The organism is Flavobacterium sp. MMS24-S5 (assembly GCF_050320125.1).
Taxonomy (GTDB): Bacteria; Bacteroidota; Bacteroidia; order Flavobacteriales; family Flavobacteriaceae; genus Flavobacterium; species Flavobacterium tyrosinilyticum.
On the sequence record NZ_CP190016.1, the window covers coordinates 1,397,576 to 1,422,177 of the forward strand.

Sequence of the window (24,602 nt, forward strand, 5' to 3'; positions counted from 1 at the left end):
AATTAAAAGTAGATGAACCTGAATGATCTTACCGTAATTGATACTGAAAAAATTGCTTTAGACGATTTATTTTTTAGTGATGAAAATAAAGCCGCTTTGCTTCAGATTATCAAAGAACATCAATATATCGAAGAATTAAAAAAATACAATCTTAAAGTCGATAATAAAATTTTACTGCACGGTAGTTCTGGCTGCGGTAAAACGACAACCGCAAAAGCGATTGCCCATACTTTAAACAAAAAGATTATCATAGTCAACCTCAGCACTGTTGTCGATTCTAGGATAGGCGAAACTTCTAAAAACTTAAAAGCTATTTTTGATAAAGCTATTCGCGAAAGAGCCGTTTTATTCTTGGATGAATTTGACCAAATTGGAAAAAGCCGCGACAGCGACGACAAAGATGTGGGCGAAATGAGACGTTTGGTCAACACAATTATTCAGCTTTTTGATTATTTCCCTTCAGATAGTTTATTGATCTGCGCAACCAATCATTACGAAATAATAGATAGCGCTTTACTGCGAAGATTTCAACTTCGCTTGAAATATGAAATGCCTTCAGAAAAACAGTTGGATATTTATTACGATAAGATTTTAGGCACGTTTCCAGAACATTTTCAAAACATAGACAGAAAATATTCTGTTTCTTATGCCGAAGCTCTGGATTATACCAATACCACAATGAAAAGGCAGATTATTGCTGCCTTGGATTCTAAACAAAACGCATAAAAATTCTCGTTTTTTATATGTTCCATAGGAACATTTCATTTTATTTTTTTTACCGACGAAACGTTCCTACGGAACGTATAACCGCAATCTAAATTTTAATTCTACTACCAACCAGACGTTCCTACGGAACGTATAATTGCTGAGGGAATTTCAATTTTAGCATTCCTGAGGAATGAAAATGCTATTAATAAAAAAACCCGCTGACACTACAGCGGGTTTTCATTGGGCGGAGTTTTATATAATAGAATGAATAGTGTACTAAATTTATAGTCCTCTTGTCAACCAGCCTTTTTTGTTGGCTGTTGCAATGGCATAAGGCGCAATCCAGAATAAACTGAAAGTGTAAAAAACACTGTAAGAATAGGCCCAGAAAGATTCTGAAAGCGTGTATCTTTTTGCGTAAAACAACATTGAAAAACTTGAAAATATTAAGATTGCCATTAATGTTGAACTTAAAAATAACACGGGGTGAACCGCGATAAAGTAAAACATAAACAATAGAAATGGATACGTCATTGCAATTTTAAAAAACTGATTTAAAAACAGCATTCTTGGTCCAAATTTTGAATCTTTTCTAAAATCTTTGAAAACAAATTTTGCCATCATAAGATTTTCACGAACGTTACTTCTCGCCCATCTAATGAACATTTTGTATAATCCTTTGTATTCTTCTGGAACATTGGTTAATACCACTGCATTTCTTTGAAATTTCACTTCAAAACCTTGTTTTAAAATCATATTGGTAAGAGCGCGATCTTCTCCAATATCTGATGGCTGCCCCATAAAAGTTTGGTTGATCCATTCTGGAAGACAGTTGAAAACGGCATCTCTTTTGTACGCTGCCAAAGCACCTGGTGTACATAATACAGAACCTAATTCACTTTCTGCAGAACGTTGGAATTCGAAACTCATTACGAAACTTACATTAAGCATTTTTGGTAAAATTGCTTTTTTGTTGTTCAAAACCTGAACGTTTCCTGCAACGGCACCACATTTTTTGTTTACTACAAATGGGCTAACTAGGTTTCTTAGAGTATCTTTTTTTACAATAGAATCACTATCTACAGTTACAAAAATTTCTCCTGTTCCTAATTTAAATCCTCTGTATAACGCTTGGCGTTTTCCTTGGTTTTTAGGCTGCTGAAAAATCGTTACACGATCTCCTAATTTTGCTTTTGCTTCTTGCATCCAATACCAAGTATCATCTTTACTTCCATCGTCAATAGCCAAAAGCTGTAGTTTTTCTGCTGGATAATCGCTTTCTGCAAGGCTCAATAAAGTATCCCAAACTAGTTTTCCTTCATTGTATGCAGGAACGATAATCGTACAAGTTGGCAATAAATCGTCTGAAACCGACGGAATTGCTTTGTATCTTAAGTACAAATAAGAGCTATACAAGAAAACTCCTGTTTGGTAGAAAAACAATATTGTTGTGATTATTAAAAATGGCAATCCCCAAGTCGAAGCAATTCTTTCAAAATGAAATTGTTCGAAATCATCTTGCAATTGAATTACCATAAAGACACCTGCAATTAATAATAAGAAGGTTGCAATAAGAACCGCTAATCCGAAAGGACTTGTTGGTCTTTCTACATGTACTTTTTGTGATTTTTCGTTGGTTCTAAAAAAAGAACCGTTTAATGTTTTTTCGCTGATAGCTGAACTGCTGTTCGCATAAAATTGTTCTGAGATAATTGTTTCGCTTTTCATGCTTATACTCCTTTTTTAATTTCCTTAATTGGGCTTTTAGCAAAATCTTCTTCCTTTCAAAAACGGATACATTAGAAATTTTGACATTAACACAATTTGCAAGCGGCATGCCAATACGGTTTTAAACTGGTATAGAGCCGTTTAGAAAAATAAGATCAAAAAAGAGTGTGTAATTATTTTACACTTTTTGGATACGGGTATACACTAAAAAGATGATTTTTTAAATGAAAGAAGCGAGATTCCAGAAGGGTTTACAGTATTTTCTGTTCTATTTGGTAAAGAAATAAGAATCTCAAAAAGCGTGTCTTAAAAACATAAAATAACAAGAATGAATAAAACGTAATTACTAAACTAAAATTGCATAAAAGAAAGAAAACAATCTAATTTTACGTTTATTTACGTCTTTTAAAAAACATTCTTCATAAAAAAACAAGAAGTTTTACTGAAAAAAGTTAAATTTATCCTAGTAAAATTCAAACACTAAATTTTAAGGAGACTAAAAAATGACCAAAGAGCATTATTATCTTTTATTGGCTGATGATGACGAAGATGACTGCCTTTTCTTTAAAGAAGCTCTCGACGAAATAACAATTAGCACAACTCTATCAGTGGTACACGACGGCGTGCAATTGATGAATTATTTAAAAACTAATAGTACCAATCTTCCTGATGTCCTTTTTTTAGACTTAAACATGCCACTAAAAAATGGTTTGGAATGTCTGGCTGAAATAAAAGACAACGAAAACTTAAAAAATCTGCCGATTATTATATTTTCTACTTCGCTAGACAGCGAAATCGTTGATAAATTATATCTAAAAGGCGCTTCATTTTATATTCGAAAGCCTGGAGAATTTTCTAAACTCAAAAATGTAATAGAAAAAGCCCTAACCATTGCACCCGAAAATAGTTTCAAACAGCCCGAAAGAGCTAATTTCATTTTGCAACCTTAATCCTCTCTGAAAATGAACCGCAAACAAAAGGAACATTATTTTCTTTCCGAAGGTGGAGAAATGGGAGAATTAATTCGTTCCGCAGATTGGAGTAAAACCCCTTTGGGTAATCCTGAAAAGTGGCCTCAAAGTTTAAAAACAATGACTGCAATGATGCTGGGCAATCCGTTTGGAATGTACATTGCATGGGGAAAAAATTATACTCAAATCTATAATGATGCTTTTCGTCCTATTTTGGGCGCTTCTAAACATCCAGAAGCTTTAGGCGGAAGTTCTAAAGATACATTTGCAGAAATCTGGGATACCATAGGGCCTTTATTTACCGATGTCATGAAAGGACATGCAGTAAGTTTCCCTGATTTCAAAGTGCCACTTAATAGAAATGGCTATACAGAAGATTGCTTTTTTGATTTTTCGTACAGTCCCATAAAAATAGAAGATGGATCTGTTGGAGGCATTTTGGTTACTGTTATTGAAACCACAGAAAAGAAAATCGTTGCAGACGCTTTGCATGAAAGTAATGCACGATTCATCAATAATATTATGCAAGCTCCGGTGGCAATGTCCATTTTTAGAGGTGAAAATCATATCGTTGAAATCGCTAACGACCAAATGCTGAGGCTTTGGGATGCAAAAGCAGAAAACATTATTAATAAACCTATTTTTGAAGTTCTTCCCGAATTAAAAAAACAAGGCCTTGATGAAATTCTGCAAAACGTTTTTATCTCTGGGAAAAAAGTCATCACAGAAGAACTTTTTATTCCTTTAAATCGAAACGGTCAAACCGAAAATACTTATATCAATTTTGTTTACGAAGCTTTACGCGAAAAAGACGGAAGTATTTCTGGCGTTGCAGCAATTGCTACAGAAGTTACCGCTCAAGTTTTGGCTCGTGCTAAAGTGGAAGAAAGCGAACAAAAAATAAGACAACTGGTTGAAAACGCCCCTTTCCCGATTGGTGTTTATGTCGGAAAAGAAATGCGTATTGAACTCGCAAATGAATCTATTATAAAAATCTGGGGAAAAGGCCCAGATGTAATTGGAAAAACCTACAGAGAAATTCTCCCCGAACTACAAAACCAGTCGGTATTTGAACAAGTTGAGTCGGTTTTTGAAACTGGACAATCTTTTCATTCGAGAAATTCTCGTATTGATCTTATGATCGATAATAAATTGCAATCTTTTTATTTCAATTACAGCTTTACGCCTTTATATGATTTGACTGGTAAAATTTACGGTGTAATGAATACCGCTGTAGAAATTACAGACTTGTACTTGGCAAAACAAAAAATTGAAGAAAGCGACAAACGTTTCCGTAATACCGTAAAACAAGCTCCTGTTGGCATCACAATTCTTCGAGGCCCAGAATATATTGTGGAAATGGCCAATGAAGCTTATCTTAAACTTGTAGCTCGAGAAGAGGAACCTTTTGTCGGAAGACCATTGTATGATTCTCTTCCAGAAGTAAAAGAAACCGTTAGCGATTTATTAGACAATGTATTAAAAACTGGAATTCCGTTTCACGGCATTGAAGTTCCTGTTCCTTTAAACCGATACGGAAAAATCGAAACTGCTTATTTTGATTTTCTTTATCATCCCTTAAAAGAAGAAAACGGAACAATCTCGGGAATCTTGGTTACGGTTACCGAAGTAAGCGAAAAAGTGGAAGCCCGAAAAAAAATCGAACTTAACGAAGATCGTCTTAAAATTGTTGTAGAAGCCAGCGAATTGGGAACTTGGGAATTGAATGTAAAGACCCGAATTCCCACTTACTCTAAAAGATATCTTGAAATTCTTGGCGGCTATACCGAAGATGTAATGCTTTCTCACGAAGAATTATTGGAGCATCTTCACCCCGATGATCTGCATGTTAGAAATAGAGGCTTTAAGGAAGCTTTAAATTCTGGTTTTCTAAACTACGAAGTTCGCGTTATCTGGAAAGATAAATCGATTCATTGGATTGAAGGCAAAGGAAAAGTTTTCTATGATGAAAATAATGAGCCTGCAAAACTAATAGGAACTATTCGCGACATTACCGAAGAAAAAAAATACCAGCAGAAAATAGAAGAAAGCGAAAAGAAACTGCGCAATCTTATTATGCAATCGCCTGTTCCAAAAGCCATTTTACGCGGAAATGATTTTGTAATCGAAATGGCCAATTTTGTATTACTGCATAATATTTGGAAAAGAGAAGCATCTGAAGTTGAAGGAAAAAAAATACTCGAATTATTTCCCGAACTCAACAAACAAAAATATGCCCAGTTATTAAGTAAAGTTTACGAATCTGGCGAAGTGTATTCAGAATCTGAATCTTTACTTTTTATTGCTAATAAAAATGGCAACAGTCAATTTTATGTTGATTTTGAATTTGCCCCGCTGCGCGAAAGTGACAATTCGATTTCTGGAATTAGAATGACATTAATTGACGTTTCTGAAAAAGTCGAAGCCCGAAAAAAAATCGAAGAAAGTGAGAAGAGATTCCGTTCGCTTACCGAAAGTATTCCGCAGCTAATCTGGGAAACCGACGCAGAAGGAAATGCACTTTTTACCTCAGGAAAATGGTTTGAATATACCGGAATAGAACCTGGAGCCGAAGGTTCTTGGCAGAAAATGATTCATCCTGATGATTTTGACGAAAATGTAAAAATCTGGCAGCATGCTCTTGCAACAGGAGAAATGTATCGCTGCGATGTACGTATGCATAGAAAAGACGGTTCGTACAGATGGCATACCGTTATTGGAGAACCTGTTTTGGGTCCTGATAATAAAATTTTAAAATGGGTTGGTGCATTTACCGACATTCATACCGAAAAAGCTTTTACTCACGAACTCGAACAGCAGGTTACTGCTCGTACCAAAGAACTCATACAGATCAACGAATCACTCCGAAAAAGTGAAGAACGTTATCATTTAATGGTCGAAGAAATTCAGGAATATGCCATTTTGTACCTCAACCGTGAAGGTATTATTGAGAATTGGAACGCTGGTGCCGAAAAAATAAAAGGCTATAAAGCTGAGGAAATTGTCGGCAAATATTTGTCTATTTTTTATACCGAAGAAGATCAAAAAAATAATCTGCCTCAAAAACTTTTGCAAATTGCAAGAGAAAAAGGAAAAGTGATTCATGAAGGATGGCGCGTACGTAAAAATGGCAGCTTGTTTTGGGCAAGCGTAGTGATAACGGCTGTTCATAATAAAAAAGGCGATGTTATTGGCTTTTCTAAAGTGACGCACGATTTAAATGAAAGAAAAAAAGCCGATGATAAATTAAAAATGAATGCACTCGAGCTAGAGCAGAAAAACAATGAATTGGAAGAAATGAACAAAGAGCTTCAGTCCTTTGCTTATATCTCCAGTCATGATTTGCAGGAACCGCTTCGAAAAATACAGACTTTTGCTTCGCAGATTATCGAAAAAGAATCGGAAAATTTATCTGAAAACGGAAAAGATAAATTTAAACGAATGCAGAATGCTGCACAGCGAATGCAGACCTTAATTAATGATTTATTGGCTTATTCTAGAACAAATAGTCAAGAACGCATTTTTATAAAAACAGATCTGAGCCAAATTATTAAGGAGGTTAAAGAAGATTTAACGGAAGAATTAGAACAGAAAAGTGCCGTAATTGAAATTGGAGAAACCTCTGAAGTTGACGTTATTCCTTTTCAGTTCAAGCAATTACTATATAATTTAATCAGTAATTCATTGAAATTCTCAAATCCTGAAATTCCGATTTTAATTAAAATTACAAGCACAATTGCTTTTGGTCAAGATTTAGAAGAAGAAAAACTTATTCCGTCCAAAAAATATTGCCACATTAAAGTTTCCGATAACGGAATTGGTTTTGAAGCGCAATACAACAAAAAAATATTCGAAGTCTTTCAACGTCTTCATGGCAGAGATCGTTACAACGGCACAGGAATCGGACTTGCCATTGTAAAAAAAATTGTAGAAAACCACAACGGAATTATAACCGCTTCTGGCATTCACAACGAAGGAGCTTCTTTTGACATTTATATCCCAGTCAATTAATTTTACTCTATAAAAAAAACGGAAACTTCTTAATTGGAGTTTCCGTTTTCCATTTCAAAACAAATTGAAATTATCTCAAAACAATTTTATTATCTAGTATAAACAGTAATAATACCAGTTGTTTTGTCTTTAATTTTTAGTTCTTTGTTAGTAAGGTTCATAATATCGCTTGTTGAACTTAAATTTCCAACAGTAATAGTCAAATCGTTATGAGATCTTACATAAGTTCCTGTAGTTTCTGTTAAAGCACAATCAGATCCACTATAATCACCAATAACTGCTGCATTACTTAATCTTAAATCTAAATAATCTCTATTACATCCTGCTGCATTTTCTGGTGCGTCAACCAATACTTCTTTTCCATCTACAATTGTTCCTCTTTGGCTTAGATTATATTTACCTTGAATTGGAACAATTGTTTCTCCTTCATTATCGTCGCTACTACAAGAGGTTACGAACATTCCCGCGCTTAAGGCTAATACGAATAATATGCTTCTTTTTTTCATGATTTGTTTGTTTTTTAATTATTTAATTCAATAATGCTAAATTAAAAGTATATACTTACAAATAATTCCATGATTTTAGGAATATTTTACATAAATCGCATTTTAGGAATTTTTAAAATTAATTGCATTTTGGTCTATTTGACAAATACTTATTAATAATATGTTGCGTAATTGGTTTTAAGAATCGTTGTGTGTTTTCTGGATAAGGGGCATGTTGGTTATAGCATTCTACAGAATTTCCAATCTTAATATACCAAACTTTTGCTCTTCCACTATCATCAAAAAATTCAGTCGTATCACATACTTCAATTTTCTTTAAATCAAAATATCTGGCATCATAATAAGTATTGCAATAACCATCGTCAGACCTTTCTATTTTTTCATAATGATCGCCCATCCATTGCATGCAATCTTTTTTTGACATGTTTAAGTAAACGATTAAAGCTAGACCTAAGAGAAAAGCTTGCAATTATTAAAGATCTTTTTAATCTAGAACTTCCCCCATCTCCTCCTCCTTTCTTAATAGGAGTAAATATACCCGTTGGATTTTTTTCCAAATCCTCATTTTCATCTTGTACTTCTTCAGCTTCATCTTGTCCTGTTTCTTCATTTTTATCTTTTTCTACCTCATCATTTTTTAACTCAGGAAATTTTTCGGTTTCCACCTTATCAGGCAAAATATCAGAAAAAAATCTATTCTTATCATGATTAGTATCTCTTAACTCTTCTATCAATTTCACTTCATCTGGATCAAGTTGTTTTTGAAACTCTTTAAAAGGTCTAGGCTGAAGATCTACTAATATTGCGGCTAATTGAACAGTATCTTCCGCAGGACTTTCAGTCACATTCAAAAGAAATCTACGAACTGCTGTTAATTTATTTAACTCAATTTCTCCATAAAGATTTCTATTATCCCTATCAAATGGAAAATCAAAAAAAGATTTAAAAGTAATTAGGTCATCTTTACTATTATTTGTTTCAAATCTTTTTATACACAAATTTCTAAGATTTGCGGATGTAGGAGAATTCAAATTATTAGAATATTCTCCATTTTTTTCTTCTTCATATTTAGCTTTAATCGCTTTTTTATAATCTTCAAAAGTAATGGTTGGCATAGGCATTTGAACTTTTTAAAACTTTATCTAAAGTACTTTATTCGACTTTTTATGACTTTCTGGAACTTCTCCTGACTTTTAAAAAAAACATTCGACTTTCCTGACTTTCTGCTCAACACAGGCTCAAAACGGTTGTTACTTTGCCTCAACAAAATTAGTTAGCGCTTTGATCTGCAGGTCAAAAACAAATGTACAAAACTAGTTTATGTACCAAGTGCGGAAAACCGTAAGACGGATTTTATTCCGGGAAGTATAGATGAAAATCTTACTGTTCTACGCACTTCACTTCCCAAACAAAATTGGTATTGCCATTTAAAAACCAACCTGAAAAAGATTTCAGGCAGCAATACCCCTGTTCAACTTTTAAATTTTAAAAAAATGAAAACATTATATTTATGGGGAGCGTGCATCCTATTGTCAACTACATTATTTTCTTGTACTGCTGATGAATTAGAATCTTCAGAACAAAAAACTGAAATAAAAAAAGAAACTCCATCAGAAGGGCAAGCAAGTGAACCAGATGGCCCTGGTGACAATCCTACTAACATTAATCCACCAAAAAAATAACAAATAAAATTTGTTGTTTTCAATAAATTGCTAAATTCGGGGAAAGTACGATTTATGTTACAATCCCCGTTTTTTTGTTTCTTTATTTTTTTTCTTTTCTTTTCCTGCGAAGAGAAAACTAGCATATTAGTCCAACCAGAAAAATCAAGCAAAGAAGCAAAACTTATACAAGAAAAAGCTACAGATCAATTCCTGAAGAACAATTACAATAATGCTTTTTACCTTTTTAACAAATCAAAAATTGCCTTTGAAGCTTCTAAAGACAGTTTAAATATTGTTTACAATTTAATTCGGATGGCAAATATCCAGCAAATAAATGGTGATTATTATGGTAGTAAAGAAACATTAACAGAAGCATTACCTTATGCTGAAATTGACAAAACTTACAAATCTGCAATCCATAATTTTTTCGGAATTGCCGATAAAGAACTTTCTATTTATGATGATGCCATCTTTTATTATAACGAAGCGATAAAAGTAGCAAACGATCAGGTTGCGAAACAATCTCCTTTAAATAATATTGCTGTGGTTTATATTAAAAAGAAAAACTACGACGAGGCAATTAAAATTTTAGAGTCCATTTTAAAAACAAAAGCGTTAGATAATTTTGTAAAAAGTAAATCAAGAGTTATCGATAACTTAGGTTTTGCCTATTTCAAAAAAGGATCAAATGAAAAAGGACTTGAACTAATGAATGAAGCTCTACAATTAAGAACAAAAGCTGATGATCTATATGGAAGCATTGAAAGCTACTTACATTTAGCCGAGTATTATTCCAAAAACAATTTGCAAAAAACAAACGAATATGCCAAGAAAGCTTATGATATTGCAACTAAATTTAATAGCATAGACGAGCGACTAAGAGCATTATCTTTTCTTATTTCTAATGGATCTGACGCAAAATATGGCAAAAAATATATTTCTTTAAATGATAGCATAATCAAAGTCAGAAACAATTTTAAAAACAAATTTGCTAAAATTAAATACGATTCTAAAAAAGAAAAAGACGAAAATCAGAAACTGCGATTAGAGAAAGCAGAAAATTTACTTGCGCTACAAAAAGCGCAATACCAAAAGATATTGTTTATAATTGGTATTACATCACTTTTTCTATTATTGCTTTATTTGAGAAAATATTACCAGAACCGAAATCGAATTGAAAAAATAGAAACGGCGTATAATACCGAAACCCGAATTGCGAAAGATATTCATGATGAGCTGGCAAATGACGTTTTCAATGCCATTGCTTTTACACAGACACAACCTTTAGAAAATGAAAGTATAAAAGAAACTTTGGTTCAAAAACTCGATACGATCTATTCGCGAGTTAGAGGAATTTCTAGGGAAAATAATGATATTGATACAGGCATAAATTATCCAAACAATTTAAAAGAAATGCTCTCGACTTATAACAGCAGTCAAACAAACGTTATTATTAATGGTTTCGATAAAATAAATTGGGATTCGGTTGAGGATTTAAAAAAGATTGCCATTCAGAGAGTTTTGCATGAATTAATGGTTAATATGAAAAAGCATAGCGAAGCTTCTGTAGTATCCATAAAATTTAATTCCAACTCCAATTCGCTCTTTATTGATTACAGCGATATTGGCAAAGGCTGCGAAAAATCAAAAATTATAAAAAATGGTCTGCAAAATATGGAAAACCGTATTTTGGCCTTAAAAGGAACTATTACTTTTGACACTGAACCGAATAAAGGTTTCAAAGTAAAAATAACAATACCTAAATAAGAGCCCATGTTTAAAAAAGTAATTATTGCCGAAGATTTTGAAGAATTCAATTTAGCCGTAAAACAAACTTTGAGTGACCTCAACATTGTCAATTTTCAACATGCAAAATATTGTGATGATGCCTTGCTAAAAATAAGAAAAGCCATTCAGGATAATGAACCTTTTGATTTATTGATTAGTGATCTTTCGTTTAAAAAAGACCATCGTGAAGTAAAAATTGGAAGTGGCGACGAATTAATTCAAAAAGTTCGCGAATTGCAACCCAATATTAAGATTATAGCTTATTCGGTTGAAGATAAAAATGTTCGTATAAAATCACTTTTTGAAGATTCAGACATTAATGCCTTTGTGCTAAAAGGCAGAAATAGTATTGAAGATCTCAGAAAAGCTCTTTCAATCATTTCAACTTCTGACCAAAAATTTATTTCTCCCGAAGTGGCTTCTGCATTACAGGAAAAAGGCAACTACGAAATAGACGATGTCGATATTAAAATTTTAAAGTATTTGTCTGCGGGAACATCTCAGGATGACATTATCGAAATTTTTAAAACCAGCGATATTAAACCTAATAGTAAAAGTGCGATGGAAAAAAGGTTATCAAAACTGAAAGATTTTTTCAAGGCAAACAATACTGTTCATTTGGTTTCAATTACAAAAGATATGGGAATTATTTAAATTTCTTATTACTCCATTTTCAAAGCTCCTTCGGGAGCTTTTTTTATTCTTTCTTCTAAAAATTTATGAATTATGGATTTCCGTAAAATACTGGTTTTGATTGGTTTTACTTTTGGATTATTAATCAATCTAAAATTAAAAACATGAAAAAATTAGCAATTTTATTTAGTTTATTCTTCTTGGTATTAGGAGGCAGTATTGAAGCTCAAAGCGGTCACTATAAAGGAGGAAAAGGTAGTTCTCATAAAGGTGGAAAATACAAAAACTCAAGTACGAATAATCACTACAAAAAAAGAAAATAATCATTTTAAACTTCGATTGACATAAAGAGAGGGTTAAGTCAAAAGAAGTTTCATCTATCAACTAAACCTAAAAAATCATGGGCTTTCGATTTCAAAAAAGAATCAAACTAGGAGGCGGACTAGGATTAAACATAAGTAATTCTGGCATTTCTCCAAGTTTTAGAACGAAAATGGGAACTTTTAGCAGAAATGGATATTCTACAAAAACAGGCATTCCGGGAGTACGATATCAAAACAGCGGATGTTTAGTACTTTTTGTCTTCTCAGGATTTCTTGCATTTCTAATTTATCATCTTAAATAATCTAATCATGAAACATAAAAAAATCATAGCAATTTCTATTTCCTTATTAATACTAACGGGCATTATAATTTCTTGCTCAGATTCAGGAGATTCAGGAGAAATAACTTCAGGCTCTAGTTCTAGTTCTAGTTCAAACTGTCCAACAAAAACCTGTGGCGATTTTGCAACTAGAGCGCAAGCACAGGCTGCCTATAATAGTAACAAAAGCTGTTACAAAAATCTCGATGCAGATGGAGACGGAATTGCATGCGAATCTTTAAAATAAACAAACCCAAAACTATGATAACACTAGAACTAAAAAGTCATTTTTTAAGATTATACCAAATGGCATTATCAGATGATCAATTTGATGTATTAGAACTTCAAATGCTGTATCATTTTGCAGACGAAAGAGGAATTCCAAAAGAAGAACTCGATAAACTTTTTCTAAATCCTGTGAATACTGAATTTATTGTTCCAGAATCTTTAAATACAAAAATTGAATATCTGTATGATCTTACCAGAATTATCTGGGCCGATGGAAAAATTACTGATGATGAAATAAATATGCTGAGAAAATATTGCAGGAAATTTGATTTCATCGAAGAAAACATCAATGATTTATCTGATTATTTAATTGATTGTGTTCAGAAAAACATTGGAAAAGAAGAAATTATTAGTCAACTAAACGCTTAAGATATGAAACCACTTTCACAATTATTTAGTTTAAAAAAATCTGAAGATGCTTCTTTTAAAGTTTTGGAAGAAAATGAAGAAGACAGAGAACAAATTAGAATTACGTATTATCAAAGCGGTTTTGCTGCTTCGGTAAAAGCAACTGGAAAACCAATTGTTTTAAAAGCATGTCTTCAAAATTTGTACATGAGTTTTGAAGATCAATGCCGAAAACAAAAAATGGAGCAAGACAGACTGAAGCAGCCTTACCGCGAAGAACAGGAAAAAAACAGAACAGAACTTAAAAAATCTGAAACAGCTATTGGTATTTTTGAGAAAAAAGAACAAGATATCAATGAAAATATTGATCAGATAAAAAATGAAATTATCGAAGTTAAACGTAATCCAGACAAATACGGAATTGAAGAAGGAAAAGGTCTAAAAGCGCAATTTTACATCGGTCTGATTCTTTTGCTTCCAATTACTTTGTATGTTTTGGTTTTCTATATTTCTGCTTCTTATTCTGCTTTTTTCAAAGAATTTTCAAATGATAGCTTAACTGCCGCAATCTTCGATGCAGATGCTTTCACAAATGCATTTAAGGCAAGCTGGCTAGAAGGTGTTTTGGTTACCACAATTCCATTTGTTTTTATGGGATTAGGTTATGTGATTCACATGGTTCAAAAAGGAAAGGGAATTAAAAATATTTTTAGGCTCGCTGCGCTTTTTGCTATTACGTTTTTATTTGATTCACTTTTGGCTTATATCATCGAGAAAAAAATATACGAGTTTAATAAAACAACAGAATCATCTCCGTATAATTTAAATATTGCCTTGGGTGAACCAGAATTCTGGATGATCATTTTTGCAGGTTTTGTAGTGTATATCATTTGGGGACTTGTATTTGATTTTGTAATGAAAGAATTTGAAAACATTGATAAGATCAGAGCTTTTATAAGAGGTAAAAAAGAAAATTTACTCAACTTAGAAAAATTAAAAAATGATTACATAAACAAAATCAATGACTTCAAACAACAAACTGTTACTATTAATGGTAAAATCTCTGAATTGCAAGCCAAAATTGACGGTTTTGTTTTTCCTGTAAAAGAATATCTTCATTATCATCATCAATACAAAGAAGGCTGGTTTCAAGCAATTGGTACCGAATTGGCTTTACCATATAAAGAAAAAGAAGAGCTTCTCCAAAGTTGTGAGCTTTACTCTGAAGAACATCTTGGAAAATTAAACTTAATTGATCCTGATTTTCAACACCTGATATATTCTAAAATTAATTAAGATGAAAAATACTTTACTCAAAATTTCAATGTCATTATTATTGGTATTATTTTTTTCATGCAAAGAAGAAAACAAGAATGAAGAAAAAGAAACTGCCATTAAAAATTCGGTTTCAGAAAATTACAACATTAGTATTCTTGTTGATTTATCAGATCGAATAAGTCTCAAAAAAAATCCAAATCCGACAATGGAAATATATCAAAGAGATTTAGGATACATAAAATCGGTTTCTGAAGCTTTTACACAGCATTTAAAATCCAAAAGAATGAGACAGATTAATGATAAAATGCAGTTATTCTTTAATCCCGAACCTGAAAATTCTGAAATTAATTCTATATCAAAAGATTTAAGAATTAATGTAACTAAAGATAACGCTTCAAAAAAATTCCTCAATTCCATTAATGATACTTATTCTTTAAAAACGGCAACTATTTATGAATCTGCAATTAAAGATGATAAATACATTGGTTCAGATATTTGGAACTTTTTTGACAGTAAAGTACAAGATCAATGCATTGATAAGGATTTCAGAAACATCTTGGTTATTTTAACAGACGGATACATGTTTTATGCTGGAACTCAAATAAAAGACGGAAATTTATCCAGTTATTTAACACCTCAACTAATTAAAAAAAATGGTTTAAATACAAACGATTGGGAGAAAAAATTTGAAAAAGAAAATTTCGGTTTCATTAAAATTAATACGGACTTATCTGATCTTGAAGTCTTAGTTTTAGGAATAAATCCAAGCAAAAATAATCCTTTCGAAGAAAAAATTATAAAAGCTTATTGGACTAAATGGCTTTCTGAAATGAAAATAAAACATTTCGAAATCAAAAATGCCGACTTGCCTTCTAACATGGATAAAATCATTAAAGATTTTATTTTAGAAAAAGAATAAAACATCAAACCAATATGTTTTAAAGAGGAACTTCATTGTCCTCTTTTTTCTGTTTAAAAAACTTCTTCTTTTAAAATTCTGTTTTATTACGGTTTTCCGTAAAATACTGGTTTTGATTGGTTTTACTTTTGGATTATTAATCTAAATTCTAAACCTATGGAAATGAACATTCAACTAAAATCGTTGGCAGATAAAATAAATCAGCTGAAAAGTAAAATTGAAACAGAAGAATCTACTAAGCATGCTTTTGTATTGCCTTTTATACATATTTTGGGATACGATGCATTTAATCCGCTTGAAGTAGTTCCCGAATTTACCGCAGATCTTGGATTAAAGAAAGGTGAAAAAGTAGATTATGCGATCTTCCAAAATGGAGAACCGATAATAATTGTGGAATGCAAAAGCTGGAAAGAAAAGCTTACCATTCATAACTCTCAGTTATTCCGTTACTTTCACGTCACAAAAACCCGATTTGCTCTTTTAACAAACGGAATAAATTATCAATTCTTTACCGATTTGGATGATCAAAATAAAATGGATGAAAAGCCTTTTCTGGAATTTGATATTTGTAATCTAAAAGAAAATACAATAAACGAAATTGCGAAATTTCACAAAGCAAATTTTGACGTTGATAATATTGTGAGCAATGCCAGTTCTCTAAAATACATTAAAGAAATTAAGAAACTGATCAACGCTGAATTAGAGAATCCTTCGAATGATTTTACAAAATTATTTGCAAGTAAAATATACACAGGCAGATTAACTGAAAAAGTTGTAGATGAATTTAAAGATTTAGTTCAGAAATCAGTTAGTCAATTCATTAACGACAAGATTAATGATCGTTTGAATGCCGCTTTAAGTAAAGAAACGATTAAGCAACAAGATGAAGAAATTAGTTCTGTTGAAGATGACAATAAAGTCGTAACAACCGAAGAAGAATTAGATGGTTACCGTATTGTAGTTGCCATTTTACGCCGAAAATTGCCAATTAGCAGAATAGTATATCGCGATACACAGTCTTATTTCGGAATATTATTAGACGATAATAATCGTAAACCTTTATGCAGACTTCACTTAAATGGCGGAAAAAAACATATAAGTCTTTTCAATAATAACAAAAGCGAAGCTAAAATCGCAATATCTTCAATTGATGACATTTATCAATACGAAAAAGAATTATTAGAAACTGTAGCTCTTTACGAAACAGAATTAAATCCCGTATAAGTACTCATTATCAAAAACTTAATTCTAATTAGATTTATCGCAACCAAATAAGCTTTTAACTCTAACTAAAACCACATCGCCTATGCAAAAAAACTACCTCATCTTACTTTTAATATTTGCTTTTTATTCCTGCCAAAAAGCTAGTGCTCCGCCTCCATTACCGCAAGTAAATTCATTTTACAAAAGCGCTATTAGCGCTGACGACCGCAAAACTATTACAGCAGAAGAAGCCAAAACATATCATGTAAATCCTGTATATAAATACGAATACAGAACTGGACATCCCGGACATTACAAGTACAACTATCATGTAAAGGGAATAAACATACTAGGCGATTCGGTTTTTGGAAACATTAATACAGAAGGAAAATACGGCGCGGGAATTTTAATAACAGATAGCATTCCAGAATTAGAAATTAATACAGAATGGGTTTCTCACGGAAAACTAAAAGCTATTGATAAAAAAGGAAACGAATATAATCTAGTTGTCAAATAAAACAAACTAATGAAATATACTTTACTCTTATTTTTTATTTTTTGCACTTCGTTCCGCCCTGTAGAAGACAACGTTTTTATCTGCGGCCTACTGGGGCTAAAAAATATCATTATAATGAAAATTGTCGTGGCTTAAGCTCTTGTAGTCATGGTACGGTAAAAACTACTTTAAAACAAGCTAAAGGTTTAGGCTTAACACTTTGCGGATGGGAAGATTAAAGATCTTCCCATTTTAATATTTAATCATTTGATAATAATGCCTTTACAATAATTTCACATTTGTTTTTTTAATTTGATATAAAACTAATCGTCATGAAATTATTCAATCTAAATTTTCTAGTTTCTTTCAAAGAATGGCTTTTCTTAAGAGCTATGCAATCTTCTTTCCTACATTAATAAATAGTTTATAAATAAAGGAAAGTACGATTGAATGAATAAAATTGAAAGCTCATTTCTGAACAAAAACCAATTTGGTAAAGATTTCTTGTGGGGTGTATCAACTGCCGCTTTCCAAATTGAAGGTGCGCATGATTCTGACGGAAAAGGTTCTTCTATCTGGGATGTTTTTACTTCTCAAAAAGGGAAAATTAAAAACGGTCATCATGCCATAACTGCTTGCGATTTCTACAACAATTATCAGGACGATATTGGTCTCATTAAGGAATTGAATATTCCTAATTTTAGATTTTCTATCAGCTGGCCGAGAATTATGCCTACAGGCGTTCATCCTATTAATCAAGCAGGAATCGATTATTACAACAAAATAATAGATTCGCTTCTAGCTTCTGGAATCGAACCTTGGATAACACTTTATCATTGGGATTTACCACACGATCTAGAAGTAAAAGGAGGTTGGACAAACCGAGAGTCTGTTTCTTGGTTTAAAGATTATGTTGAAGTCTGCGTACAGTATTTTGGCGATCGTGTTAAAAATTGGATGGTAATCAATGAACCTTCTGTCTTTACAGGCGCAGGTTATTTTTTAGGCATTCACGCGCCAGGTAAAAAAGGAATTTCGAATTACCTAAAAGCCATGCATCATGTTACGCTTGCAACTGCTGCTGGAGCCAAAATAATTCGAGAACGAATTTCGAATGCGAATATCGGAACCACTTTTTCGTGCACGCATATTGAACCTGCTACAGAAAGCTCAAAAGATGTCGAAGCCGCAAAACGTGTCGATACTTTATTAAACCGAACTTTTATAGAACCCATTTTAGGATTAGGTTATCCGCAGAAAGATCTTCCGGTTCTTAAAAAACTCAATAATTACATTTTAGAAGACGATTTAAAGAATCTCGATTTCGATTTCGATTTCATTGGTTTGCAATGTTATACTCGTGAAGTGGTAAAATCGTCCATGTTGATTCCGTATATCGGTGCCGAATTAGTAAGTGCCGAAAAGCGAAATGTAATTGCTACCGATATGGGCTGGGAAGTTTATCCGCCGGCAATGTATCATATTCTCAAAAAGTTTAATGAATATGACGGAATCAGAAAAATCATTGTAACTGAAAACGGCGCTGCTTTTCCTGACACCGTTCAAAACGGAAAAGTGCACGATATAAAACGAACTCATTTTATTCAGGACAATTTAGAACAGATTTTAAAAGCAAAACAAGACGGTTTAAATGTCGATGGTTATTTTGTCTGGACTCTAACCGATAATTTTGAATAGGCCGAAGGATATAATGCTCGATTCGGATTAATTCATGTTGATTTTGAAACGCAAAAAAGAACGATAAAAAACTCTGGATTGTGGTTTAAGGATTTTTTATCTTGATTTTTTTTAACCGCAAAGCACGCAAAGAATAAACGCAAAGTTCGCAAAGCTATTTAAAGATAGAGCTTTGCGAACTTTGCGTTTATCTATATGCTCTTTGCTTTTAAACTAGACCTAAATAGTATTAAGACTTATACTTATAATTCTGTTTTAAGATTCCAACATGGATTTTCCCATTAGGTTTTAAATTCGTTATAATCCTAATAAATTTCTCCTCGGGATATTTTACATCAAAACTAAAGGTTGTATCTTTTACTTTAACTTGAAGCAAATGTTTTCCTTCACCAGAAACTGATAGTCCAACCGTTTCGTAAGTTGGTAATGCTTCTGTAGCTTTTAAATTAATGTCTTGAACTTTTTCTTTATCTATATACACTTCTAGTTTTATGTTGTCCAATTTCATATTGGTTGGCTGTTCAAATGAGACAACATATTTTTTACAGCTGACGGTGCATAAAACGATTAGGAGTAATAGAAGCTTTTTCATAAAATGATGTTTTTGTAACTGATACTGGTAGATTCGAAATCTATTTTAATTTTATAAATATAGATAATTTTATTGCAATTCGGCTGCTCGAAAAAGCGACTTTTTCTGTCTTCTCAATGACCAATAAGTGGGTTTCAAATTATCGAAAAAAAAACACGTTTTTCAGACAAAAAAAACGCTATTTCATTGATTTTTATTAGGTTTAACGGGATTTTTTTCTTATCTTTATAGTGTAAATAACAGTAAATATATGCCGAAAAACGTACTTTTTAACTACCCAAATCACACCTCAAAAAATTATTTTTTTTATCGCTTCACGCATTTTATTTTCCAAAATGCAATTAAAAATCGGTTAGAATTTATTTCTACTCTTTTTTCTTCACCAAGTTTACACACGCAGACGATACAATTACGACTGCACCAACCGCAACCATAATTATTTTTTCTGGTTGTATTTTCTGAACTATTTTTTTAGAAAATTCATCTGCTAAATCAAATAAAGAATTTCTCTTTTTAGGAACTTCTTTCGACTCTTCATGTTCATTTTCCACCAAAACTCTTTTCTCTATGCCACTATTTTCAATTTCAACTGTTACCTCTTTAACGACACTTTTCATTTGTTTCGCTTCTTCAATTCTACATTTTTCATTGAACTTTTTAAAAGGGCGCGGCTGAAAATCGACTATCACTGCGGCAAGATTTATCGCATCAATATTTGATGGATTTGTTTCTCCTTTAAAGAAAGTTTCAATAGGCCTAAACTTGTCTTTCTGATCTTTAAACTTATTCTTTTGAGTATGGTCAAAATCTAAGCACAATAAATTTTTAAAAACATTTAAATCGTCTTGGGTCGGATTATCTTCAAAAATAAGCCAACACAAATCGCGGAGTTTTCCGCGCGACGGGCTGTACAGAAAATCAAAGTATTCTCCCTCCTTTTCGATTTCGTATTTAATTTTAATCGCCTTTTTATATGCTTCTAATGTATTATTCATCTTGCCTTTTTTAGGAACTTGTTTAGACTCTTTAATTTCATTTTTCACCAAAACTTTCTTCTATGCCTTTATTTTCGACTTCTACTATTAAACCCTATCCAACACTTTCAATTTTTGTTCCAATTCTATATTATTTATATATTTTTTTTTACTGTTCGCAACCAACTTTTGACGGACTTATTGCATCTATAATAATAGAGATTTGTTTAGAATTAAATAACAATTAATTTAAAAAAATAGGCCTTTTCTATCCTTTTATTGGGAATTCTCGGGAATCTCAGGAAAACGCAGGAATTCCGGGAATCCCTTATCAACAGTGATCTAGAAGCGCCTTTACTTTGCATCAGAAATTAGTTCAAGTTTTGTCTGCAGACTAAAACAAAAATATAAAACTAGTTCTAATTAACATTGTGGAAAACCGTAAGACCGAGTTTATTCGGGAAGTATAAATTACGTCTTACAGGTCTACACGATCTACTTCCCCAAAAAACAATTTTGGTATCGCAATTCCAAGATCTGGTTAAATCCGGACAGCCATACCTATGTCTAATTTCTAAATTAAATTAAAATGAAAAAACTAATACTATTTATAGCTTTCACGCTATTGTTCACGATATTTTCTTGTACTCCTGATGAGTATGAGACTCAACCAAAAAAGAAAGTTGAAAAGAGTGCTAATCTATCTATTGGTGGTGATGGAGAAGATCCAGATGGGCCTGGTGACGGTCGAAATAGACCAGGAAAACCATAAAATTGCTAATTATATATTTTTTAGTATCTAATTTATTATTGTTATTTTCGGGGAAAGTAAATTTGTATGTTACGGTCCCCGTTTTTTTATTTTATTATATTTCTTTTTCTCTTTTCCTGCGAGGAAAAAAAGACTGTTTATTCTAATACGGAAACTTTACGACAAAAAGCCCTTGATTTACGAGAAAAGGCAGATGAAAATTATATAAAACAAAATTTCAATACTGCTTTTTATGAGTTTAATAAATCAAAAGTTCTCTTTGAAAATTTAAAAGATAGTGCCAATATTTCATATATATTAATTCAAATGGCTGCTATTCAACAAATCAACGGAGACTATTATGGTAGTAAAGAAACCGTTACAGAGGCATTACCTTATGCTAAAAAAAGTAAGGATTATATTAGCTGTATAAATAATACATTAGGCATTGCAGATAAAGAACTTTCTCTTTACGACGATGCTATTTTTTACTATAAAGAATCTGTCAAAGATTCCAAAGATCTTGAAGATAAACACATCCCATTAAGCAATATTGCAGCGGTTTATATCCATCAAAAAAAATATGATAAGGCAATTATCATTCTAGAATTCATTTTAAATCAGAAATTTTTAGAAAAGAAATCTAAAGCACGTTCTAAAGCCAGAACACAAGACAATTTAGGATATGCCTATTTTAAAATTGGATTGCACGAAAAGGGACTTTACTTAATGATTGAAGGTCTAAAATTAAGAAATGAAATCAAAGATACTTATGGCAGCATTGAAAGTTATCTCCACCTTGCAGACTATTACTCTAAAAAAAATCTTCAAAAATCAGATGAAAATGCTCTCTTAGCTTACAAAATTTCTACAAAATTGAATAGTGTGGATGAAAGATTAGAAGCGCTTCAAATACTTGTTTCAAATGACCACAGCCCAAATACTAGTAAATACGTACAACAATATTTTACCTTAAACGACAGTATTATTAAGGTTCGAAATAATTTTAAAAATAAATCTGCTAAAATTAAATACGATGCGAAGAAAGAAAAAGACGAAAATGAAAAACTTCGTTTAGAGAAAGCAGAAAATCAATTATCACTTCAAAAGGCCAAATATCTTCGAATTGTATTCGTAATTGTATTTTTCTTTTTAGTCATTCTAATTGCAATTTTGATCCGCTATTATAAAAACAAAAACAAGGCTATCGAGTTTAAAAGTTCGTACGATACTGAAACCAGAATTTCTAAAAAAATCCATGACGAATTGGCCAATGATGTGTTCCAAGTAATTGCTTTTGCCGAATCTCAGCCATTGGCTGTAGAAAACACCAAAGAGAATCTTCTACAAAAATTAGATGATATTTATGGTCGTGTGAGAGGAATTTCAAAAGAAAACAATAAGATTGAAACGGGCAAAGACTTTACCAAAAGCATAAAAGAAATGCTTTCTACCTACAATACGGTGGAGAGAAACATTATTGCCACTAATTTAGAAAGTGTAAATTGGGAAGATGTAGATGAGATAAAGAAAATCACGATTGGAAGAGTGCTGCAGGAATTAATGGTGAACATGAAAAAGCATAGCAAAGCAAGCCTGGTCGTGATAAAATTTGACAGCGATCAGAAATCAATTCTTATAAACTACACCGATAACGGAATTGGCTGTGAGAAAACGAAGATTTCTAAAAATGGGCTTCAAAATATGGAGCATCGAATTCAGACCGTTAAAGGGACCATCGAATTTGAAACAGAACCCCAAAACGGATTTAAAGCTAAAATAGCAATACCTAAGTAAACAAAAGCCTTTCAGAAGATTCCTGAAAGGCTTTTTCTTCAAAAAACAAGTAATTTTTAAAATTACCTTGCGTTAAACTGCTTCTTTCAAAACAGCAACAGCTTCTTTCCAATTATTTACTCTCAAATAATTCTCTTTTTTGGCGTTATGAAATGCTGTAAACATAATGGGCTTACCCATGCAAAAATCTAAATTCTTTGGATGATCATCGATTAAATAATCGGTATTGATAATGCTTTTGCTTCCGCATAAAACAATGTTCTGCCAATTGATAAAAGGAAAATGTTCTGCAAGCCATTCTATTTTTTCGTTCAACGAAAGCGGAAATTCGGTCGCCGCAGAAACAATATAAACCTCAAATTCCTCCTGTAATAGTTTTAAACTTTCTACAGCATCTTCTATTACGGGCAATGTCCTAAAAAAATCTTTAGAGTTTAAAACGCTCATTACCTTCTCACGACCGTGAAAAGCTTCTTCTTCTGTCAAACCTTGAATATCTTCTCTTAAAATTGTTATTCCGAAATCTCTTTCGAAGTAAGTGATTAGATGTGCCTCTACATCAGCAAGCACGCCATCCATGTCGATTGCGATTGATTTCTTTTTCATTTGTAATTTTATTTTGCTGCTAAATTATGCAAAAATTGCAATAAACAGCAAAAAGTTGTAATTTTTTATTTATTTTTGCAACATAAAACCGCAAAACAAATGAGAAAGGAAGAGCGCCAACAGACCATTTTAGAATATTTATCTAAAGAACATCGTGTAACTTCGGCAGAATTAAGCGAGTATTTGAGTGTTTCTGAAGATACGATCAGACGTGATTTGAAAGAGCTTTCAGATCAAGGACTTTTAAAAGCAGTTCGCGGTGGGGCGGTCGCTCCTTCTCCGATTCCGCTTCATTATAGAAAAAGAGAAAAACACGATATCGAAAACAAAAAAATTATCGCTCAAAAAGCTATTTCGTATTTAAAAGACGGACAAGTTGTTTTTATTGACGGCGGAACCACTTCTCTAGCATTGGTAGCAAGCTTTCCTTATGATTTAAAATTGACGGTTATTACCAATAGTTTTCCCATAGCTTCGTTGGTTGAAGATTTACCCAATATTGATTTAATTTTTGCAGGCGGTAAAATGTGTAAAACTTCTTTTGCCACTTCGAGTATTGAAACAATTGATTTCTTTAGGAATTTTAGAGCAGATATCTTCATTTTAGGAATCTGCAGTATTCATCATGAAAGAGGAATTACAGGAATTTTATACGACGATTCTATGCTGAAAAAAAATATGATTAAGAACTCCAACTTTGTTATTGCTTTAAGCTCTATCGAAAAAGTAGAAACCGCAGAACCTTATTTTGTCTGCCCAATAAAAGATATCGATGTCTTGGTAACCAATGTTACTCCAGATGAGGAAATTTTAAAGCCGTATAAAAATACTAGTTTGACTATTTTATAAATAATATAAAAGCCTTTTAAGAGTGATCTTAAAAGGCTTTTTCTCTACAAATTAATTGGCAATATTATTTCCATCCGCCGCCCAAGTCTTTATAGACATGAATTCTAATCAAAATTAGGACGCAACTCAACCACAAATAATATTTTCTATC

At 32.2% G+C, this 24,602-nt stretch carries 24 protein-coding genes and 1 pseudogene; 18 read left to right on the forward strand and 7 right to left on the reverse strand.

The window, feature by feature from the left end; translation table 11 throughout:
* The first annotated feature begins 12 nt into the window (after nt 1-12).
* Nucleotides 13-726, forward strand: a complete 714-nt coding sequence (locus ACPWTF_RS06130) for an AAA family ATPase (RefSeq protein ID WP_427874822.1) — start codon at nt 13-15, stop codon at nt 724-726.
* A 264-nt stretch (nt 727-990) separates the two neighbouring features.
* Here the strand turns inward: ACPWTF_RS06130 and ACPWTF_RS06135 are convergent, their stop codons facing one another.
* Nucleotides 991-2,436 (reverse strand): glycosyltransferase, encoded by a 1,446-nt coding sequence (locus ACPWTF_RS06135; RefSeq protein WP_250836990.1) that lies wholly within the window; start codon nt 2,434-2,436, stop codon nt 991-993.
* Between the two features lie 503 nt (nt 2,437-2,939).
* Between ACPWTF_RS06135 and ACPWTF_RS06140 the strand changes: the two genes are divergently transcribed.
* A complete protein-coding gene (locus ACPWTF_RS06140; protein WP_379796668.1) occupies nt 2,940-3,386 on the forward strand; it encodes a response regulator in 447 nt (148 codons plus the stop codon).
* Between the two features lie 12 nt (nt 3,387-3,398).
* Nucleotides 3,399-7,418: a PAS domain S-box protein gene (locus ACPWTF_RS06145; protein WP_427874823.1), complete on the forward strand. Its 4,020-nt coding sequence runs from the start codon at nt 3,399-3,401 to the stop codon at nt 7,416-7,418.
* A gap of 89 nt (nt 7,419-7,507) precedes the next feature.
* Here the strand turns inward: ACPWTF_RS06145 and ACPWTF_RS06150 are convergent, their stop codons facing one another.
* The 3 genes from ACPWTF_RS06150 to ACPWTF_RS06160 form a co-directional block, all read right to left on the reverse strand.
* Nucleotides 7,508-7,924, reverse strand: a complete 417-nt coding sequence (locus ACPWTF_RS06150; protein WP_250836993.1) for a lipocalin family protein — start codon at nt 7,922-7,924, stop codon at nt 7,508-7,510.
* Between the two features lie 118 nt (nt 7,925-8,042).
* Nucleotides 8,043-8,330, reverse strand: coding sequence for a hypothetical protein (locus tag ACPWTF_RS06155; RefSeq protein ID WP_427874824.1), 288 nt, complete (start codon nt 8,328-8,330; stop codon nt 8,043-8,045).
* Nucleotides 8,305-9,039, reverse strand: coding sequence for a hypothetical protein (locus tag ACPWTF_RS06160; RefSeq protein ID WP_427874825.1), 735 nt, complete (start codon nt 9,037-9,039; stop codon nt 8,305-8,307). Before ACPWTF_RS06160 ends, ACPWTF_RS06155 begins: the two co-directional genes overlap by 26 nt.
* A gap of 378 nt (nt 9,040-9,417) precedes the next feature.
* Between ACPWTF_RS06160 and ACPWTF_RS06165 the strand changes: the two genes are divergently transcribed.
* The 12 genes and pseudogenes from ACPWTF_RS06165 to ACPWTF_RS06220 all read left to right on the forward strand — a co-directional run bounded on the left by ACPWTF_RS06165 (nt 9,418) and on the right by ACPWTF_RS06220 (nt 18,987).
* Nucleotides 9,418-9,606: a hypothetical protein gene (locus tag ACPWTF_RS06165; protein WP_427874826.1), complete on the forward strand. Its 189-nt coding sequence runs from the start codon at nt 9,418-9,420 to the stop codon at nt 9,604-9,606.
* 54 nt (nt 9,607-9,660) lie between these two features.
* Complete coding sequence (locus ACPWTF_RS06170; protein ID WP_427874827.1) at nt 9,661-11,355, forward strand: tetratricopeptide repeat-containing sensor histidine kinase; 1,695 nt, start codon at nt 9,661-9,663, stop codon at nt 11,353-11,355.
* 6 nt (nt 11,356-11,361) lie between these two features.
* Complete coding sequence (locus ACPWTF_RS06175) at nt 11,362-12,030, forward strand: response regulator (protein WP_427874828.1); 669 nt, start codon at nt 11,362-11,364, stop codon at nt 12,028-12,030.
* Nucleotides 12,031-12,173: 143 nt separating this feature from the next.
* Nucleotides 12,174-12,332, forward strand: a complete 159-nt coding sequence (locus tag ACPWTF_RS06180) for a hypothetical protein (RefSeq protein ID WP_286970024.1) — start codon at nt 12,174-12,176, stop codon at nt 12,330-12,332.
* A 77-nt stretch (nt 12,333-12,409) separates the two neighbouring features.
* Nucleotides 12,410-12,634: a DUF4236 domain-containing protein gene (locus tag ACPWTF_RS06185; RefSeq protein ID WP_427874829.1), complete on the forward strand. Its 225-nt coding sequence runs from the start codon at nt 12,410-12,412 to the stop codon at nt 12,632-12,634.
* A gap of 7 nt (nt 12,635-12,641) precedes the next feature.
* Nucleotides 12,642-12,899: an excalibur calcium-binding domain-containing protein gene (locus ACPWTF_RS06190; RefSeq protein WP_427874830.1), complete on the forward strand. Its 258-nt coding sequence runs from the start codon at nt 12,642-12,644 to the stop codon at nt 12,897-12,899.
* Between the two features lie 14 nt (nt 12,900-12,913).
* Nucleotides 12,914-13,309 carry a hypothetical protein gene (locus ACPWTF_RS06195; RefSeq protein ID WP_427874831.1) on the forward strand — a complete coding sequence of 132 codons (396 nt, stop codon included), beginning with the start codon at nt 12,914-12,916 and terminating at the stop codon, nt 13,307-13,309.
* 3 nt (nt 13,310-13,312) lie between these two features.
* Nucleotides 13,313-14,584, forward strand: a complete 1,272-nt coding sequence (locus ACPWTF_RS06200; protein ID WP_427874832.1) for an ABC transporter permease — start codon at nt 13,313-13,315, stop codon at nt 14,582-14,584.
* 1 nt (nt 14,585) lies between these two features.
* Entirely contained in the window at nt 14,586-15,485 is a 900-nt protein-coding gene (locus ACPWTF_RS06205; RefSeq protein WP_427874833.1) for a hypothetical protein, read from the forward strand.
* A gap of 156 nt (nt 15,486-15,641) precedes the next feature.
* Nucleotides 15,642-16,709 (forward strand): type I restriction endonuclease, encoded by a 1,068-nt coding sequence (locus ACPWTF_RS06210; RefSeq protein ID WP_427874835.1) that lies wholly within the window; start codon nt 15,642-15,644, stop codon nt 16,707-16,709.
* An 82-nt stretch (nt 16,710-16,791) separates the two neighbouring features.
* Complete coding sequence (locus tag ACPWTF_RS06215) at nt 16,792-17,205, forward strand: hypothetical protein (protein ID WP_427874836.1); 414 nt, start codon at nt 16,792-16,794, stop codon at nt 17,203-17,205.
* A 429-nt stretch (nt 17,206-17,634) separates the two neighbouring features.
* Nucleotides 17,635-18,987: pseudogene (locus tag ACPWTF_RS06220) on the forward strand (GH1 family beta-glucosidase).
* 124 nt (nt 18,988-19,111) lie between these two features.
* Here ACPWTF_RS06220 and ACPWTF_RS06225 read toward each other — a convergent pair.
* Nucleotides 19,112-19,474, reverse strand: coding sequence for a hypothetical protein (locus ACPWTF_RS06225; RefSeq protein ID WP_320492248.1), 363 nt, complete (start codon nt 19,472-19,474; stop codon nt 19,112-19,114).
* Nucleotides 19,475-19,839: 365 nt separating this feature from the next.
* Nucleotides 19,840-20,469 (reverse strand): hypothetical protein, encoded by a 630-nt coding sequence (locus ACPWTF_RS06230; protein ID WP_427874837.1) that lies wholly within the window; start codon nt 20,467-20,469, stop codon nt 19,840-19,842.
* A 568-nt stretch (nt 20,470-21,037) separates the two neighbouring features.
* Here ACPWTF_RS06230 and ACPWTF_RS06235 point away from each other — a divergent pair.
* Both ACPWTF_RS06235 and ACPWTF_RS06240 read left to right on the forward strand, forming a co-directional pair.
* On the forward strand, nt 21,038-21,220 hold the full coding sequence (locus tag ACPWTF_RS06235; RefSeq protein ID WP_427874838.1) for a hypothetical protein: 183 nt from the start codon (nt 21,038-21,040) through the stop codon (nt 21,218-21,220).
* Nucleotides 21,221-21,526: 306 nt separating this feature from the next.
* Entirely contained in the window at nt 21,527-22,996 is a 1,470-nt protein-coding gene (locus ACPWTF_RS06240; RefSeq protein WP_427874839.1) for an ATP-binding protein, read from the forward strand.
* Between the two features lie 72 nt (nt 22,997-23,068).
* Here ACPWTF_RS06240 and ACPWTF_RS06245 read toward each other — a convergent pair whose 3' ends face one another.
* Nucleotides 23,069-23,602: a 5' nucleotidase, NT5C type gene (locus ACPWTF_RS06245; protein WP_427874840.1), complete on the reverse strand. Its 534-nt coding sequence runs from the start codon at nt 23,600-23,602 to the stop codon at nt 23,069-23,071.
* Between the two features lie 99 nt (nt 23,603-23,701).
* Between ACPWTF_RS06245 and ACPWTF_RS06250 the strand changes: the two genes are divergently transcribed.
* Nucleotides 23,702-24,451 (forward strand): DeoR/GlpR family DNA-binding transcription regulator, encoded by a 750-nt coding sequence (locus ACPWTF_RS06250; RefSeq protein ID WP_427874841.1) that lies wholly within the window; start codon nt 23,702-23,704, stop codon nt 24,449-24,451.
* The last annotated feature ends 151 nt before the right edge of the window (nt 24,452-24,602 follow it).